Source organism: Haemophilus sp. SZY H36 (assembly GCF_018829625.1).
Classification (GTDB): Bacteria; Pseudomonadota; Gammaproteobacteria; order Enterobacterales; family Pasteurellaceae; genus Haemophilus; species Haemophilus haemolyticus_K.
Map to the genome: position 1 here is coordinate 14,546 of NZ_JAHKKA010000004.1, position 16,623 is coordinate 31,168.

Sequence of the window (16,623 nt, forward strand, 5' to 3'; positions counted from 1 at the left end):
TCTAGCAGCGATTTATTTATTTCAAGAGAATAAGGATGATCCTATGACAACTCTTTTTCATGTAGCGCAAAATTGGTTAAACCAAGATCCTGACGCAGAAACTCGTGCAGAATTAACCGCACTTTTAGATGCAGCAAAAGGCGGAGATAAAGCAGCAGAAGCAGAATTACATACGCGCTTTGATGGTCGTTTACAATTTGGTACGGCAGGTTTACGTGGCCGTTTACAAGCTGGCTCAATGGGGATGAACCGAGTTTTAGTTTCTCAAGCTGCTGGCGGTTTGGCGGAATATTTAAAAGGTTATGATAAAGAACCATCAATCGTAATTGGTTACGATGGTCGTAAAAATTCTGATGTATTTGCTCGTGACACCGCTGAAATTATGGCGGGTGCAGGTGTAAAAGCTTATTTATTACCACGCAAATTACCTACGCCAGTTTTAGCTTATGCGATCCAATATTTTGATACCACTGCCGGTGTGATGGTGACAGCGAGCCATAACCCACCGGAAGATAACGGCTATAAAGTGTATTTAGGTAAAGCAAATGGCGGCGGTCAAATCGTTTCACCGGCGGATAAAGATATCGCAGCATTAATTGATAAAGTTGCGGCAGGCAATATCCAAGATTTACCACGTAGCGATAATTATGTGGTGTTAAATGATGAAGTGGTAGATGCGTACATTGCAAAAACTGCATCATTAGCTAAAGAGCCAGCTTGCGACATTAACTATGTTTATACCGCTATGCACGGTGTTGGCTATGAAGTTTTAAGTAAAACACTGGCAAAAGCAGACTTACCACAACCACACGTAGTTGCAGATCAAGTTTGGCCAGATGGTACATTCCCAACCGTGAACTTCCCAAATCCAGAAGAAAAAGGTGCATTGGATTTAGCAATTAAAGTGGCAAAAGAAAAGAATGCTGAATTTATCATTGCTAATGACCCAGATGCAGACCGTTTAGCGGTTGCTGTGCCTGATGCACAAGGCAACTGGAAATCACTACACGGCAATGTGGTAGGCTGTTTCTTAGGTTGGTACTTAGCAAAACAATATCAAGGTAAACAAGGCACATTGGCTTGCTCACTTGTTTCTTCTCCTGCGCTCGCTGAAATTGCGAAAAAATACGGTTTCCAATCAGAAGAAACCTTAACCGGTTTCAAATATATCGGTAAAGTATCTGGCTTATTGTTTGGTTTTGAAGAAGCATTGGGCTATTTAGTTGACCCAGATAAAGTACGCGATAAAGACGGTATTTCTGCAGCAATCGTGTTCTTAGATCTTGTACGTAACTTGAAAAAACAAGGCAAAACTTTAGCAGATTATGCTGATGAATTTACTAAAGAATTTGGCGCTTATGTGAGTGGACAAATCTCTATTCGAGTAAGCGATCTTTCAGAAATCGGAAAATTAATGGCCGCACTTCGCAACAAGCCACCAGCAGAAATCGCTGGCGTGAAAGTGGCACAATTTATCGACCATACTAAAACAGATCGTCAAAGCGATATCCTTGTATTCAACTTGGAAAATGGCGGACGCTTAATTGCTCGTCCTTCAGGTACTGAACCAAAAATTAAATTCTACTTGGATGCGCGCGGTAAAGATCCAAAAGATGCAGAGCGCGTATTAGCAGAATTTGATGAAGGTGTTCGTCACATTCTTCGCCAAGATGCTTATGGCAAACAAGCTTGCTAATTAATCGTTTCTAAAAATAAAACGCACTTTGTAGAAAGTGCGTTTTTTTATATCTGAAACCCAATAAATATCAGCAGATAAAATTAGAATTACAAGGATGACTAATAGATTAATAAAAATTAGAATTTGAGATAGTTTGACTAATGGAATGGTTACATCGTTACACCCCATATAAACATTCCATTAACCAACAACAACTAACAATATCGCACCTAACAACAAGGTTGGTGGACAAAGAAGCGGACTGAAGCCCTCCATTTGCCCCACATCCAGTTATGGATGTTGTCCTATCATCAATGGCCACTTCATAATAAAGGTGAGCGACTCACTCATTATCATTTCATTGATTAGGATATCGTTCGGGAATGTCAGACAACAGTCCGCCAAACCCAATAGGCAAGATGCACAGCTCTATGCCAAATGGCACAAACGTCCATTCTTGTGCCTAAATCTTGATTTATAGCTTGCGTCATTAACAACAAACTTACTGTGCAGATGTATGGTATGACTTTTCACCTCTAGAAACTGTGATCTAGATCACAAAATTTGAAATACGATAAAATTCTTTTAGGCACGCTATCGCACTTACGATATATCACTATACTAACAATGCAACGGCCTCACAGGCGATGCCTTCACTTCGCCCTGTAAAACCTAATTTTTCCGTGGTCGTGGCCTTTACATTGACTTGCTCAATATCACATTGTAAATCCTCAGCAATTTTTACACGCATTGCATCAATATATGGGCGCATTTTGGGTGACTGAGCAATAATAGTTACATCAACATTCCCAATTTTATATCCCTTTTCTTGAACCTGACGAAAAGCTTCACGTAATAAACCACGACTATCTGCATTTTTATATTGCATATCTGTATCAGGGAAAAGTTTGCCAATATCACCTAGTGCTGCCGCGCCTAAAATTGCATCAGTCAAGGCATGTAAAGCCACATCGCCATCCGAATGTGCTATAAAACCAGTGTGATATGGTACTTCTACACCACCGATAATTAATGGGCGATTCTCTCCAAAAGCATGAACATCAAACCCATGTCCAATTCTCATCATAATTTATTCCTTGTTAAATAAAATTCAGCTAATGCCAAATCCTCAGGACGAGTGACTTTCAAATTATCACTACGACCAGCTACCAAGTGCGGTCGAAAACCCGCATGCTCCATTGCTGAAGCCTCATCCGTAATTTGAACCCCTTGCTGCAGGGCGGTAGAAAGTGCTTTTTTCAAGCATTCCACTTGAAAAAATTGTGGTGTTTGAGCATGCCAAAGCTGACTACGATCTTCAGTCACAACTATACGTTGTTGATTATCTGAACGCTTAATTGTGTCTGTTACGGGAATTGCTAAAATTGCCCCCTGTTCATCATCAATGGTTAATAATTTATCAATATCAGTATGCTGTAAACAAGGACGAGCCGCATCATGTACTAGTACCCAAGCATTTTTATCACAAATTGCATTCAAACCATTTAGCACTGATTCAGCCCTCGTTTCACCACCTTCTACCAATTGAATTTTAGGTGAAAGTGATAAATTGGCTATATAAGGATCATCTTTACTCACGACTAATATAATCTTCGAAATCGCTGTATGAGTTAGCATGATATCAAGCGTATGTTCTAACAACGTTTTACCTAACAACGCTAGGTATTGTTTTGGTTTATCCGCTTGCATACGCGAGCCTACTCCAGCTGCAGGTAATACAACAACAATTGGACGATCCATTATTTATTCTCTTTCACAATGTGATAAAACACTTCATTTTCTTTTACCATACCATGCTGCATCCTTGCTCGTTCTTCAATCGATTCAAACCCCTTTGTTAATCCTTGAATTTCCGCATTAATACGTTGATTACGCTGGGAAAGTTTTTCATTTTCAGCATGATTTTCTACAATTTTTACCGCAGTTTCACGATAATCCCCAAATCCATTGCGCCCAAACCATAAATCATATTGAAACAGTGCCAATATGGCGAAAAGAATAAGAATCAAAAGTCGCATAATCTTTATCTTATACAAGAAAAAATGCTGATAGTTTACCGTGAAAAAAGAGGAAAGGCGATAGCATAAAAAAATGCTGTACATATTCGTCACAAAATGAAAAGAAAAAATGTGATCCATATCACAAACTAAAGAGATATTCAGAGAAGATGAAGTAAAAAACCAAAAGACTTGATATACTCCCCACAGTATTTAACTGCCTTAATATGGAGAATAATTTAACATGAAAACAACCTTAAAAATGACCGCACTTGCTGCAATTTCTGCTTTTGTTCTCGCTGGATGTAGTACTCATTCAATGGATTCAAAGGAACATGCTAATGCACAATTGCAACAACAAGCTGTTCTCGGATTAAACTGGATGCAAGATTCGGGTGAATACCAAGCATTAGCTTATCAAGCGTACAATGCAGCAAAAGTTGCCTTTGATCACGCAAAAGTTACTAAAGGAAAGAAAAAAGCGGTTGTTGTTGACTTAGATGAAACCATGTTAGATAACAGCCTTTATGCTGGTTGGCAAGTAAAAAACAATAAACCATTTGATGGAAAAGATTGGACACGTTGGGTTGAAGCTCGCCAATCCCGAGCTATCCCTGGCGCAGTAGAATTTAATAATTATGTAAATTCACATAACGGTAAAATGTTTTACGTGACTAACCGTAAAGATAGCACAGAAAAAACCGGTACCATTGACGATATGAAACGTCTTGGCTTTAAAGGCTTAGATGATTCATCCTTTTACTTTAAAAAAGATAAATCTGCTAAAGCTGCGCGTTTTGCCGAGATTGAAAAACAAGGCTATGAGATTGTTCTTTACGCTGGCGATAACCTAGACGATTTCGGTGATACAGTCTACGGAAAAAGTAACAACGAACGTCGTTCATTTGTACAACAAAATCAGGCTAAATTTGGTAAAACCTTTATTGTATTACCAAATGCAAATTACGGTGGCTGGGAAGGTGGATTAGCTGACGGTTACTTTAAAAAAGATACTCAAGGCAAAATTAAAGCACGTCTAGATGCCGTACAAGCATGGGATGGTAAATAGTCTGCTTTATTAATAGTAGTTGATAAAAAATCTCCATTAAATGTTATTTAATGGAGATTTTATTTAACTTCTTGTTCTTGCAAATACTGCCGCTTCTTCTATTAATTCATTATTTGGACGCTGATGCGTGTAAAGTTCGAATTGTTCAACCGCTTGTAAAACAATAACCTCAGCACCTGAAATAACCTTTTTCCCTTTAGATTCTGCATAACGAATAAAGGGGGTTTCAGCCGGAATAGCAACAACATCAAAAGCGATATTTGCAGCATTAATCATAGATTGTGGAAAAGCCAACTCAGTTTCTTCTTTTCCACCTTTCATGCCTATCGGGGTGACATTTACAAGAATTTCTGCACACTGATTTACCAACGAATCAATATATTCATAACCATAAAGTGCGGCTAAATATCGCCCTGTTTTTGCATTGCGAGCATAAATTTTAACCTTCTCAAAGCCCCTATTTTTAAATGCAGCAACAACGGCCTTCGCCATCCCGCCACTGCCTTGTACAATCACGGAAGCATAATTATTCAGTTGATATTTCTCAATTAATTTTACAATAGCAATATAATCTGTGTTATAAGCACGCAAGAAACCATCATCATTCACAATAGTATTTACTGATTCTATCGCTTTTGCTGAAGAATGGATTTCATCTAAAAAAGGCATACAACTTTCTTTAAACGGCATAGAAACAGCACAACCACGAACACCTAATGCTCGTACACCTTTCACTGCATGTTCAATATCTTGTGTCGTAAAGGCTTTATAAATGAAATTTAATCCTAACTTTTCATATAAATAATTATGAAATGTGGTTCCAAAATTACCTGGTCGTCCTGACAACGACATACAGAGTTGAGTATCTTTATTTATCATTTTACTTTTCTAAATATTTAAATTCATACCATCATCAAGTCCAATAAAATATTGGTTCATATCAAATGCAGGTTTTGCAGCTTTATCTTGCCCAACAATTCGCGCCGGTACCCCAGCAGCTGTCGCGTATTCTGGTACAGGATGAAGCACAACTGAATTAGCCCCAATTTTGGCATATTTTCCTACTTCGATATTACCTAAAATTTTAGCTCCAGCACCAATCATCACGCCCTCACGTACCTTGGGATGACGATCACCAGATTCTTTACCTGTTCCACCAAGTGTTACGCCTTGCAAAATAGACACATCATTCTCAATTATAGAGGTCTCCCCTACGACAATTCCTGTGGCATGATCAAACATGATGCCATGACCAATTTTAGCTGCAGGATGAATATCTACATCAAAGGCTACTGAAATCTGATTTTGCAGATAAAGCGCAAGCGCTTTTCGATTCTGATTCCACAAATAATGTGTAATCCGATAACTCTGAATAGCATGGAAACCTTTTAAATAAAGTAATGGCGTAGTCCACAATTCTACCGCTGGATCGCGCTGACGCACAGCTTTAATATCACTTGCTGCACAATCAATAATTGAAGGATTAGCTTGATAGGCTTCTTCAATGATTTCTCGTAAAGAGATCGCTGGCATAATAGGATTCGCTAATTTATTAGCAAGTAAATAACTCAACGCACTACCAAGATTTTGATGTTTCAAAATAGTAGAGTGAAAGAAACTTGCTAACATAGGCTCATGCTCTGCGAGCATTTTGGCCTCTTGACGGATGTACTGCCATACCTCTAATGTCATATTATATCCCCTTTCTCCGCCCACTTTATTGGCAAGCCTGGCCATATCTTAATTTATTCAACAAAAATTATAACGCAATATCAACTAAACATTAGCTAAACGAAATTGAAAAGGAACTATCACCCTTCCTTTTTCACCATTTTGTAATTGATAAAATTGCGGATAATTAAAATTACGCAAAATGATATTATAAGGATTATTATCTCCCTCATGCTTAGCATTTTGGTAAAGTTGATTAATCTCACGCACTTTATCATCCTTTTCACCATCACATCGGCGATAAATTTCAAGACGATTAGCTTCATCTAAAATGTAAACATTGAAACTGTGATCTGGATTATCTTCAAAGAAAAACTGTAAGAAACCTTCTCGAGCAAATGCATCCATTTCTGCTGGATAACAACGGCTCTCTTGGCTCATTTCACTATCCTTAATAGGATTTTGTAAAACTTCATCAAAATCTACCGCACTTTTTATATCATCAAGCGCAGAATCACTCTGGATTTCTTGTAAAGTGATACCACGCTCTTCAAAGAAGAATTGCCAATTTTTACCTGCAACACGTAAACGAGAGGAATGACTTAATGACGTCTCTCCAACCTGAATACTCACACAACGATTAACTAACCCGCTAACAAGCTGGCATAAATCTTGTCTATAACGTTTGCTATAACAATATACTTGAATCGAATCAGGTCGATTCACTCCACGATAAATTTTGTTAGAAAGCACTTTTAGAGCAAACAAAATCGCATTTTGACCTTCAAAATGAAGGGTACGAATTTCATTCCAAATATTACGATAAGTAAAATCAATACTTCCTACAAGGCTTTGCTCCATTGCACCAAAACTAAATAAATCTCTTGATGAAATATCTGTTAATACTTCTTCTACATTCGCTGTTGGATCTACCGTCAGATTAATTGCAATAAACAAACTACGAATTTCACACTGATTTAATAAATCGCTATTACTTGGTTGAGGCGTAACAGTACTTGGAAATGCCACTCGAAGATTATTTACAAAACGATGTAATGTTGCTGAACTCACTTTTTTACTGAAAATAGATAAGTGCGTCTTCTCAGTTAAAAGACGATTAAAATATGCCCATGCGACGAGTTTATTTAAGCTCTCACCATATTCAATCACTCGCTCTTTAGAAAACATAATATGATTTGGCGACTGATTAATAAGATACCAGCCATCTTTAAAATGCTTATTTCCTCGTACTTCTAAGAAAGTAATATGATCTTCCGACAAATTATGGGAAATTTGCGTGTTGAGTAAAGTGACCTTACCCGGAATTGCTTCAAAGGCCGTATAAAGTTTACGTGAAAGAATATTAATATCTTGTGGTACAACACTTGAGTGAATTCGATGTTTTCGAGCAAACTCAACTAAGTTACGGTAACTCAGCATCAAAAACTTCACCACATTATCATGATTTTCTTTTACTGCTTTAATTTTCCAGAGTGGGCGACAATTAAGGAATTGTACAGTTTCATCAGACCATCCCCATTCCCGTGCCAAAATTTCCATATAACGGATACGCCAATTATCTGCTTGGTAAAGCGCAAGATCCTTCGTTGCTTTCACATAAAAACAACGACGTACAAAATCAAGGCGCTTAAATTCAGAAAGTGCGGTTAAATATTGAGTAACTTTTGAAAGGATAGCAATATAAGGATCAAAATGGTGATCTGGATTAGCACAACCTGAAAGTAAATCGCGCTTAAAGGTGCGTGCGATTAAACAGGTATTAGGATATTCTTTAGAATAAGCTTCTAGTAGTAAAATTTTGAGTACTGATTTATAAGGAGAATCAATTCCTTTATAAAGCTGCCATAAGCTAGCCCCAAAATATTCACTCGCCGAGAATTGACCTAAACCACCAAAATCAACCCAATCATTTGGATCGAGTTCCCCAGATTCAATCAGTCGTTCAACTTCCTTTTCATAATCCTTTTCGTTTTCAACCCATAAATGTAGCCATAACAAAGGTTTACCCGCTAAACGAACTGCTGACCGATAAAATTCATCCAACAGCAACATATACTGTGCGGATCCACTATTTTCAGCGGTGAGTGAATCAGCATAATGTTCATGGCGAAAACGTTGTTGATCTACTAAATAGAAATTAATTTCTACATTAAACTGAGTCGCCCATTCAGAAATACGTTTAGCTTTTTTGGTGAGAAGCGTACATTCATCTGAACTAAGGCCATCACGGACACAAATCCAAGTATCTAAATCAGAAGATGAAGTTTGGCTAATAGAACCAAAACTCCCCATCACATACACACCTAAAATAGGAGGCAAAACAGATCGAAAATTTACCGCACTTTGATGATTTATATATTTACAATCGGCATAATTAATACCGTATTCATTAACAAGCCATCGCTTTTGATAATCAGAAATATGGAAACCAGAAACCCCTGATGGAGCATGAATGACATAGCCAGGAAGCTGTGGGTGATTACTCTGTAAAAGTAAAGGAACTATTGATAACACATGTTGAAACGCATCGCCAGAACCCAGTAACGCTCGTTCAAAACGACGTTTATCTAAAGCCTTTACCCATTGTTTGGCTCGTTCAAGATTATATTCCAAGCGGCGTCCTTACCAGAACAGCAAAATTTACCAGGTAATTTACCACTTGAGGTGTAGGAAAGCAAAAGAATTAAACGAAATAGCGCGGTACTATTCTATCATTCAATTCATTACACCTTAATCCAGAATATAGATGATTAAGGTGTAACATTTTCTTAATTAAGCATCCATCGACATACAGAGTAAGGTCAATGGGTGAATACAGGTCACATTGGATGACATATCAATTTGCCATTTACAGGTTTGGCATTCAGATATGACGTAATCAAACCCACCTTCGTTAATATTATCGAATAGGTTTTTACCAATAGATTGTGAAACCTCATAGTTTTCTGATTTAAAACCGTAAGTCCCAGCAATACCACAGCATTGGCTAGGTAACATAATAATTTCTAAACCAGGAATTTTTTTCAACACTTCTAAAGTATAAGGTGCCCAACCTGCTTTATCTACGTGACAAGCGGTGTGATAAGCTACTCGAAGTTTAAGTGGTTTCAACGGTAATGTTTTACCTTCTTTGAAAAGCTGGTATAAGAATGGCGTCACCATATGAATATGCGGACGCACTTTAGCATTGTCGATACCTAAAATATGATGGTATTCATCACGCAGATTAAGTGAACAGCTTGATGCTTCACTGATCACGTCTAGTCCATTTTCATCTACCATTTTTCCAATGTAATCGGTATTGAACTGTGCGATATTACGAGCACGTTCTGGGAAACCGTTCACCATTAATGGTAAACCACAGCACTTTTCTTTTTCTAATAGCATCACCCCAATGTTCATCGCATTGAACACTTTTAGGAATTCTTTACCAAGCTGTGGATTATTATAGTTAACGTAGCAACCATGATAATACGCGACTTTACGCTCAAATTTTTGTTGGTCTTGTAACGCATTTTTCATATACCAGCTACGGAACGTACCAAACGCATATTTAGGTAAAGTACGTTCTTTACTAATTTTAAGCGTTTTTTCCAACATAAATTTGGTCGCTTTTAGGCTTGTGATGGTGTTTACAATCGGCGCTAATGGAGTATTGATTTTCCCCATTACATCCGTGTTACTTAAAATCGCATCACGCAATTTATTCATTAACGGTTTTTTAGACTGCGCTAAGTGATTATTACGCGCACGCACAATTAAATCACCGATTTTCACATCAGATGGACAAGCCACTTCACAACGTTTACAGTTGGTACAATATTTAAGTGCTTCATCGTAAAGTTCTGCTGATTTTAAGCGTAAACGCTCACCATCTGGGCCTGATTGTTTTGGGCCAGGATAAAGCGGATTGTTGCGTGAAACCGGACAAACAGCAGTACAAGCCGTACATTTAATACAGCTTTCAAAACTTTCGTCGATATATTTATGGCTTTCAGGTGAATTAAGGGATTGTTTTGCACTATCAATGAGTCGTTGAATATTATTATCCATATTATTCCCCCTTATTTCGCCAAGATTTCATCAGCAACCGCCAAGGCAGTTACAACTGCGACACCTGAACCACAACCCAGTTCAAGCGCATTAAACCCACCAATTACATTACCGACGGCATATAAATTCGTTAAATATTGACCGCTCTTTTGCACTTGGCATTGAGCATTAATTGCCACACCAGCAGATTGATAAGGTTGTGGATGAGCAAAACGATGAGCAGTCCAAGTGAAACGAGCTTTATCGTTAAACCCTTCAACACCGATAATATCGGATTCAAAAACCGGCTCATAAATTTTATCGAATTCAGAAATGAGTCCTTTACTGAAGAAACTACCTGAAGCTAGTACAAAATTATCTGCGGTAATTTCTTCATCTTCGAGCAAGCGAGTATTGATACAACGTACTTGATTTCCTTCAAATGTTGCGCTCAATGCACTATCACCGTTAATCATTAAACCACCAAGGGATTCAAATTTACGGCGTAATTGAATGCGTTGACGCATACCGAGTAATGATGGTGGCAACGTTGGCAATTCAAATAATGCGAGCTTAGTTGCATCACGAAGTGCGGTCATAAATTCTTGGTTTTCTAAACCAAAACAAGCCGGTAAAAATACGGCTTCTGCACCTTGCGCTGATTCAATAATTTCTTTAATGAGATCATTGAACGCAAGTTTGTGCTCTAGAAGTTGAGAGATGTTTACACTACGGAACTCACGAGCATTTTTTCTAAGCTCGTCTAATTGTGGAATATTTAAGAAACCACTGATGACCTCACAATGCTCAAATTGTGGATTTAACACCAAATTCGCCGCCAAAAGTTGAGGTTGAAAATCGTGATAACCTTCGATTCCTAGCACCGCAATACGTTTATGCGGAAAACGTTCATTACCTTGTACAGTTGGCACACTATTTGGTGAAAGCCACGCACCACGTAAACTACCTAAGCCTGTTACACGCCAATGGTTCTTTTCCGTAGAACCAATTAAATCAAGATTTAATTCATTAGCTAAACGTTCAAAATCTTGCGCTTTAGCAAGCACTTTCTCTGTGCCCAATAAGCTATAAGGGTGAGCAGGTAATTCATTGCGAAGTGCGGTGATATTTTCTTTTAAATTTTCTACCGCGCGACCTTCTCCATTTGGCGTTGATGGCATACGGCTTAATAAATCTAAAGAGCCGGATGCAAAATCAATGGCTGCTTGACCGTTGTTGATTATCACGCAACGTTTGCCGCGTTGTTGAAGGGCGATGCCACAGGTTAAACCCGCCAAACCACCGCCAATAATGGCTACATCAAAATTCATTGCTATCCGTCCCTTGTTGTGCTTGTTCATCAAGCGGTTTCACATCATTTAAACCTAATACGCTACCATACATCCAAGATGTAAATTCGGCTTCGCGAATAGCTTCACCCCAAGCAATCGGCTCAATACCACGCCAGCGTTCTTCCATAAAAGCAGAAAGTTGAGTGGTTGATTGAGTTGGTGTTGCTACTTCAAAACGGTTCATTAAGCCCGCAGCACGACATGCACATAGTTCAGCTTGGCAAGTACCCATACCAACACGTGTACGACGACGTAAATCCACAATGTTATTTACGCCCAGTTCATCGATCGCATAGCGAACTTCGCCAGCTGTCACCGCTTCACATTCGCAAACCATTGAACGATCTAAACGTTCTTTTTCAAGCAAACGAGTAGCACGTGAACCATGACGATACACAGCAGAATAACGAATAGTACTTGGTAATGAAATGACTTTTCGATTGGTCTCTTGACGGCTTTCAGTAGAGCCTGGCAAAGGTTGCTCCGCAGTGACACAACGAGCCGTTTTATTGAGTTTTTTACAAACAAGGTCGGTCGCCCATTCAGCCATTAAACGATAAGTCATTAACTTACCGCCAGTGATTGTAATAAAGCCATCTAAGCCATCGCGTTCTGCGTGGTCAAGTAGCACAATACCACGGCTCACATTACGACCTGATGGATCATCATCACTCGCAACTAATGGTCGCACTCCAGCATAAGCACGTAATACGCGAGTATGACGCAAGCTAGGTGCAAGTTTTTCACCTTCACGGAAAAGAATATCCACTTCTTCTGGCGTCACTTGCATGTTATCGATTTGATCATAAGGCACACGACTTGACGTTGTACCAATAACACAAATTGTATCGCCTGGAACAAGAATATCCGCATCAGCTGGTTTACGGCAGCGGTTAATGACAAGTTTATTAATACGATGGCCCATTACGAGCAATGCACCTTTCGCAGGGAACATTTTGATTTTGAGATCGGCATATTCCGCAATCCCTTGTCCCCAAATACCACCAGCATTCACAACCAACGGTGCAAAAAATTGGCGTTCTCTACGATTTTTATGATCGTACACATTCACACCAATCACTTTTCCACCTTCACGAATCAAATTTTTTACTTCGCAATAAGTGAACATTTTTGCGCCGTTTTCTGTCGCATCCATCATATTAGAGGCAGTTAAACGGAATGGGTCAATAGAGCCATCTGGCACAACAACAGCGCCCACTAAATCTGGATTTACAGAAGGCTCCATAATTTTAGCTAAGTCAGGATCAATGGCTTGCGCATCAATTCCAGATTTTGCACAACTCTCAAGGAAGGTTTTTTGATAGTCGAGAGAATCTTCAGGCAAAGTGATAAATAAGCCTTCCGTTTCATCTACGCAATGGCGCGCAATTTTGCGCAAAATGCGGTTTTCTTTAATACATTCTTCAGCAGATTCTTGGTCGTTTACGGCATAACGTGCACCACTGTGTAATAATCCGTGGTTACGTCCTGTCGCACCGGTTGCAATATCGCGGCGTTCCAATAAAATACAATCAATACCACGAAGTGCACAGTCACGCGCAATACCAGCACCCGTTGCGCCACCACCGATAATAATGACATCGGTACTGAGTGGCGAAAAATCTCCAACATCTTTGTACATGCTAGGCGATAATCCCATGTTTACCCCCAATTCCCAAAATTTAACAAAAAAGTAATATAAAAAATACAGAGAGTATTGTATTTAAGTATGCTTAAATTAACAACATTTTGAGCGGAAAAGAAAATGAATTTGTGAAGTTGATCACAATAATTTTCGCATTCGCTCAGACAAAGTAAAATTTTTGTGAAACACTTCACATTTTTGCATTTTACTACTTTCTTATTTTTTATTTTCTTTTATGATGCAGCACATCCCTTACTATCTGAAGGGTAAATTTCAATAACACATAATTACAAAGTTGGAGAAAAATTATGTTTGGTCCATTTAAACCCGCTCCGCATATTGCGGAACTTCCAGCGGAAAAAATTGATTCCACGTATAGACGCTTACGTTGGCAAGTATTCGCAGGGATCTTCTTTGGTTATGCCGCATACTATTTCGTGCGTGCAAACTTTGACTTAGCACAACCTGGTTTAATTCAAGCTGGTCTTTATACAAAAGCTGAGCTTGGTGTAATCGGTTCTGCAGCTGGTCTTGCTTACGGTTTATCAAAATTCGTCATGGCTGGTATGTCTGACCGTTCTAACCCTCGTGTATTCCTACCATTTGGTTTATTACTATCTGGTTTATGTATGACCTTAATGGGTCTATTCCCATGGGCAACCTCTGGCATCGCTATCATGTGGGCGATGATCTTCTTAAATGGTTGGTTCCAAGGTATGGGATGGCCTCCATGTGGTCGTACAATGGTGCACTGGTGGTCTAAATCAGAACGCGGTACTATCGTATCTATCTGGAATACAGCACACAATATCGGTGGTATGATGCCTGGTGCAATGGTGCTATTAGCAAGTGCCGTCTTCTTCAGCACTCATGGTATCGAAGCACAAGCAAAAGACATTTGGCAACAATCTCTATACTATCCGGGTATTGCAGCAATGATCTGTGCAATTCCAGTTTACTTCGTGATGCGTGATACTCCACAATCCTGTGGTTTACCATCTATCGAAAAATGGCGTAATGACTACCCTGATGACTATAACGAAAAAACTTACGAAAATGATTTAAGCACAAAAGAAATCTTCGTAACTTATGTATTGAAAAACAAATTGTTATGGTACATCGCACTTGCTAACGTGTTCGTATATTTAATCCGCTACGGCGTATTAAAATGGTCTCCAGTTTACTTGAGTGAAGTAAAACACTTCAACATCAAAGGTACTGCATGGGCATACACAATCTATGAATTAGCAGCGGTTCCAGGTACATTATTATGTGGTTGGGTATCAGATAAAGTATTCAAAGGTAAACGTGGTTTAACAGGTTTCATCTTCATGATCTTAACAACTGCAGCGGTTGTTGCGTACTGGATGAACCCAGCTACACCAGAAGCCGAATTAGCAAACTACAGCGCATGGTATCAAAACCCATACCAATTAACAGACTTCATTTTAATGACTTTAATCGGTTTCTTAATCTATGGTCCTGTAATGTTAATCGGTTTACATGCTCTTGAGTTAGCACCGAAAAAAGCAGCAGGTACTGCAGCAGGTTTCACCGGTTTATTCGGTTACTTAGGTGGTACAGTTTCTGCATCAGCAGTTATCGGTTGGGCTGCTCAACATTACGGATGGGACGGTGGTTTCTACGTAATGATCGGCGGTGGCGTATTAGCGGTGTTATTACTCTTAATCGTAATGGTTGAAGAAGGAAAACATAAGGCTAAATTAGGCGATACTTACGGTACTAAATAATTAGTTTAAAAAAGGCGGCGAGCAAATGGCTTAGTCGCCTTTTTTGTAACTAAAATCTAAAAAAACCATAAAAATTTACCGCACTCTTAAGGAGAAAATACTTATGAAACTTAAAACTTTAGCGCTTTCTTTATTAGCAGCTGGCGTACTAGCAGGTTGTAGCAGCCATTCATCAAGCATGGCAAATACCCAAATGAAATCAGACAAAATCATTATTGCTCACCGTGGTGCTAGCGGTTATTTACCAGAGCATACTTTAGAATCTAAAGCACTTGCGTTTGCACAACATGCTGATTATTTAGAGCAAGATTTAGCCATGACTAAAGATGGTCGTTTAGTGGTTATTCACGATCACTTTTTAGATGGCTTGACTGATGTAGCGAAAAAATTCCCACATCGTCACCGTAAAGATGGTCGTTACTATGTCATCGACTTTACCTTAAAAGAAATTCAAAGTTTAGAAATGACAGAAAACTTTGAAACCAAAGATGGCAAACAAGCACAAGTTTATCCTGGTCGTTTCCCACTTTGGAAATCACACTTCAGAATTCACACCTTTGAAGATGAAATTGAATTTATCCAAGGCTTAGAAAAATCGACTGGCAAAAAAGTAGGGATTTATCCAGAAATCAAAGCACCTTGGTTCCACCATCAAAATGGCAAAGATATTGCGGCTGAAACGCTCAAAGTATTGAAAAAATATGGCTATGATAAGAAAACCGATATGGTTTACTTACAAACTTTCGACTTTAATGAGTTAAAACGTATCAAAACTGAATTACTTCCAAAAATGGGCATGGATTTGAAATTAGTTCAATTAGTGGCTTATACAGATTGGAAAGAAACGCAAGAAAAAGATGCGAAAGGTAAATGGGTAAACTACGATTACGATTGGATGTTTAAACCAGGTGCAATGGCAGAAGTGGTAAAATATGCTGATGGTGTTGGTCCGGGTTGGTATATGTTAGTAGATAAAGAACAATCTAAACCAGGCAACATTGTATACACACCATTAGTAAAAGAGCTTGCTCAATACAAAGTTGAACTTCATCCATATACAGTGCGTAAAGACGCGTTGCCAGAATTCTTCACAGATGTAAATCAAATGTACGATGCATTATTGAATAAATCAGGTGCAACAGGTGTATTTACTGATTTCCCAGATACTGGAGTGGAATTCTTAAAAGGGAAAAAATAATATCCCTCACAACCGTGGGTAAACACACCCACGGTTAACTAGGTTTCCATATCGTAGAAGCCAAAAGTTACTCTAACAGAGTGACATCATCGTCAATCTAGGTGTTCTAACCTAGAATTCAAATAAGGAGGCTATTTCAAAACACTCCGTATTCTTTTTTAATAGATTCTTCTTCCCTTTTATTTAGG

At 38.7% G+C, this 16,623-nt stretch carries 13 protein-coding genes; 4 read left to right on the forward strand and 9 right to left on the reverse strand.

The window, feature by feature from the left end; translation table 11 throughout:
* Positions 1-43: 43 nt before the first annotated feature.
* Positions 44-1,696 carry a phospho-sugar mutase gene (locus tag KP713_RS07425; RefSeq protein WP_215770295.1) on the forward strand — a complete coding sequence of 551 codons (1,653 nt, stop codon included), beginning with the start codon at positions 44-46 and terminating at the stop codon, positions 1,694-1,696.
* 598 nt (positions 1,697-2,294) lie between these two features.
* Here KP713_RS07425 and ispF read toward each other — a convergent pair.
* Genes ispF through ftsB form a run of 3 tightly spaced genes read right to left on the reverse strand, consistent with a single transcriptional unit; the run spans position 2,295 to position 3,717 of the window.
* Positions 2,295-2,765 carry a 2-C-methyl-D-erythritol 2,4-cyclodiphosphate synthase gene (gene ispF / locus KP713_RS07430; protein WP_215770296.1) on the reverse strand — a complete coding sequence of 157 codons (471 nt, stop codon included), beginning with the start codon at positions 2,763-2,765 and terminating at the stop codon, positions 2,295-2,297.
* A complete protein-coding gene (ispD, locus tag KP713_RS07435) occupies positions 2,762-3,439 on the reverse strand; it encodes a 2-C-methyl-D-erythritol 4-phosphate cytidylyltransferase (protein WP_215770297.1) in 678 nt (225 codons plus the stop codon). The genes ispF and ispD overlap by 4 nt, the downstream gene beginning before the upstream one ends.
* Positions 3,439-3,717, reverse strand: a complete 279-nt coding sequence (gene ftsB / locus KP713_RS07440; protein ID WP_215770298.1) for a cell division protein FtsB — start codon at positions 3,715-3,717, stop codon at positions 3,439-3,441. The genes ispD and ftsB overlap by 1 nt, the downstream gene beginning before the upstream one ends.
* Before the next feature lie 223 nt (positions 3,718-3,940).
* Here ftsB and KP713_RS07445 point away from each other — a divergent pair, with 223 nt between their 5' ends.
* Positions 3,941-4,765, forward strand: a complete 825-nt coding sequence (locus KP713_RS07445; protein WP_215768181.1) for a 5'-nucleotidase, lipoprotein e(P4) family — start codon at positions 3,941-3,943, stop codon at positions 4,763-4,765.
* 63 nt (positions 4,766-4,828) lie between these two features.
* Here the strand turns inward: KP713_RS07445 and KP713_RS07450 are convergent, their stop codons facing one another.
* The 6 genes from KP713_RS07450 to glpA all read right to left on the reverse strand — a co-directional run bounded on the left by KP713_RS07450 (position 4,829) and on the right by glpA (position 13,501).
* Positions 4,829-5,644, reverse strand: a complete 816-nt coding sequence (locus KP713_RS07450) for a shikimate 5-dehydrogenase (RefSeq protein WP_215770299.1) — start codon at positions 5,642-5,644, stop codon at positions 4,829-4,831.
* A gap of 9 nt (positions 5,645-5,653) precedes the next feature.
* Positions 5,654-6,457 carry a serine O-acetyltransferase gene (gene cysE, locus KP713_RS07455; RefSeq protein WP_048953091.1) on the reverse strand — a complete coding sequence of 268 codons (804 nt, stop codon included), beginning with the start codon at positions 6,455-6,457 and terminating at the stop codon, positions 5,654-5,656.
* Positions 6,458-6,541: 84 nt separating this feature from the next.
* Positions 6,542-9,070, reverse strand: coding sequence for a class I adenylate cyclase (locus tag KP713_RS07460; RefSeq protein ID WP_215770300.1), 2,529 nt, complete (start codon positions 9,068-9,070; stop codon positions 6,542-6,544).
* A gap of 159 nt (positions 9,071-9,229) precedes the next feature.
* A complete protein-coding gene (gene glpC / locus KP713_RS07465) occupies positions 9,230-10,510 on the reverse strand; it encodes an anaerobic glycerol-3-phosphate dehydrogenase subunit GlpC (protein ID WP_005632254.1) in 1,281 nt (426 codons plus the stop codon).
* An 11-nt stretch (positions 10,511-10,521) separates the two neighbouring features.
* Positions 10,522-11,820 carry a glycerol-3-phosphate dehydrogenase subunit GlpB gene (glpB, locus tag KP713_RS07470; RefSeq protein ID WP_215770301.1) on the reverse strand — a complete coding sequence of 433 codons (1,299 nt, stop codon included), beginning with the start codon at positions 11,818-11,820 and terminating at the stop codon, positions 10,522-10,524.
* Complete coding sequence (gene glpA, locus KP713_RS07475) at positions 11,810-13,501, reverse strand: anaerobic glycerol-3-phosphate dehydrogenase subunit A (protein ID WP_215770302.1); 1,692 nt, start codon at positions 13,499-13,501, stop codon at positions 11,810-11,812. The genes glpB and glpA overlap by 11 nt, the downstream gene beginning before the upstream one ends.
* A 293-nt stretch (positions 13,502-13,794) precedes the next feature.
* Between glpA and glpT the strand changes: the two genes are divergently transcribed.
* Together glpT and glpQ are read left to right on the forward strand one after the other, a co-directional pair.
* Positions 13,795-15,237 (forward strand): glycerol-3-phosphate transporter, encoded by a 1,443-nt coding sequence (gene glpT, locus KP713_RS07480; RefSeq protein WP_005644150.1) that lies wholly within the window; start codon positions 13,795-13,797, stop codon positions 15,235-15,237.
* 103 nt (positions 15,238-15,340) lie between these two features.
* On the forward strand, positions 15,341-16,435 hold the full coding sequence (gene glpQ / locus KP713_RS07485; RefSeq protein ID WP_005626929.1) for a glycerophosphodiester phosphodiesterase: 1,095 nt from the start codon (positions 15,341-15,343) through the stop codon (positions 16,433-16,435).
* Positions 16,436-16,623: the final 188 nt, after the last annotated feature.

Bases quoted from the DNA above. Each gene is read 5' to 3' on its own strand.
- KP713_RS07425 (WP_215770295.1), top strand. From the start codon at position 44: ATGACAACTCTTTTTCATGTAGCGCAAAATTGGTTAAACCAAGATCCT.
- ispF (WP_215770296.1), bottom strand. From the start codon at position 2,765: ATGATGAGAATTGGACATGGGTTTGATGTTCATGCTTTTGGAGAGAAT.
- ispD (WP_215770297.1), bottom strand. From the start codon at position 3,439: ATGGATCGTCCAATTGTTGTTGTATTACCTGCAGCTGGAGTAGGCTCG.
- ftsB (WP_215770298.1), bottom strand. From the start codon at position 3,717: ATGCGACTTTTGATTCTTATTCTTTTCGCCATATTGGCACTGTTTCAA.
- KP713_RS07445 (WP_215768181.1), top strand. From the start codon at position 3,941: ATGAAAACAACCTTAAAAATGACCGCACTTGCTGCAATTTCTGCTTTT.
- KP713_RS07450 (WP_215770299.1), bottom strand. From the start codon at position 5,644: ATGATAAATAAAGATACTCAACTCTGTATGTCGTTGTCAGGACGACCA.
- cysE (WP_048953091.1), bottom strand. From the start codon at position 6,457: ATGACATTAGAGGTATGGCAGTACATCCGTCAAGAGGCCAAAATGCTC.
- glpC (WP_005632254.1), bottom strand. From the start codon at position 10,510: ATGGATAATAATATTCAACGACTCATTGATAGTGCAAAACAATCCCTT.
- glpB (WP_215770301.1), bottom strand. From the start codon at position 11,820: ATGAATTTTGATGTAGCCATTATTGGCGGTGGTTTGGCGGGTTTAACC.
- glpA (WP_215770302.1), bottom strand. From the start codon at position 13,501: ATGGGATTATCGCCTAGCATGTACAAAGATGTTGGAGATTTTTCGCCA.
- glpT (WP_005644150.1), top strand. From the start codon at position 13,795: ATGTTTGGTCCATTTAAACCCGCTCCGCATATTGCGGAACTTCCAGCG.
- glpQ (WP_005626929.1), top strand. From the start codon at position 15,341: ATGAAACTTAAAACTTTAGCGCTTTCTTTATTAGCAGCTGGCGTACTA.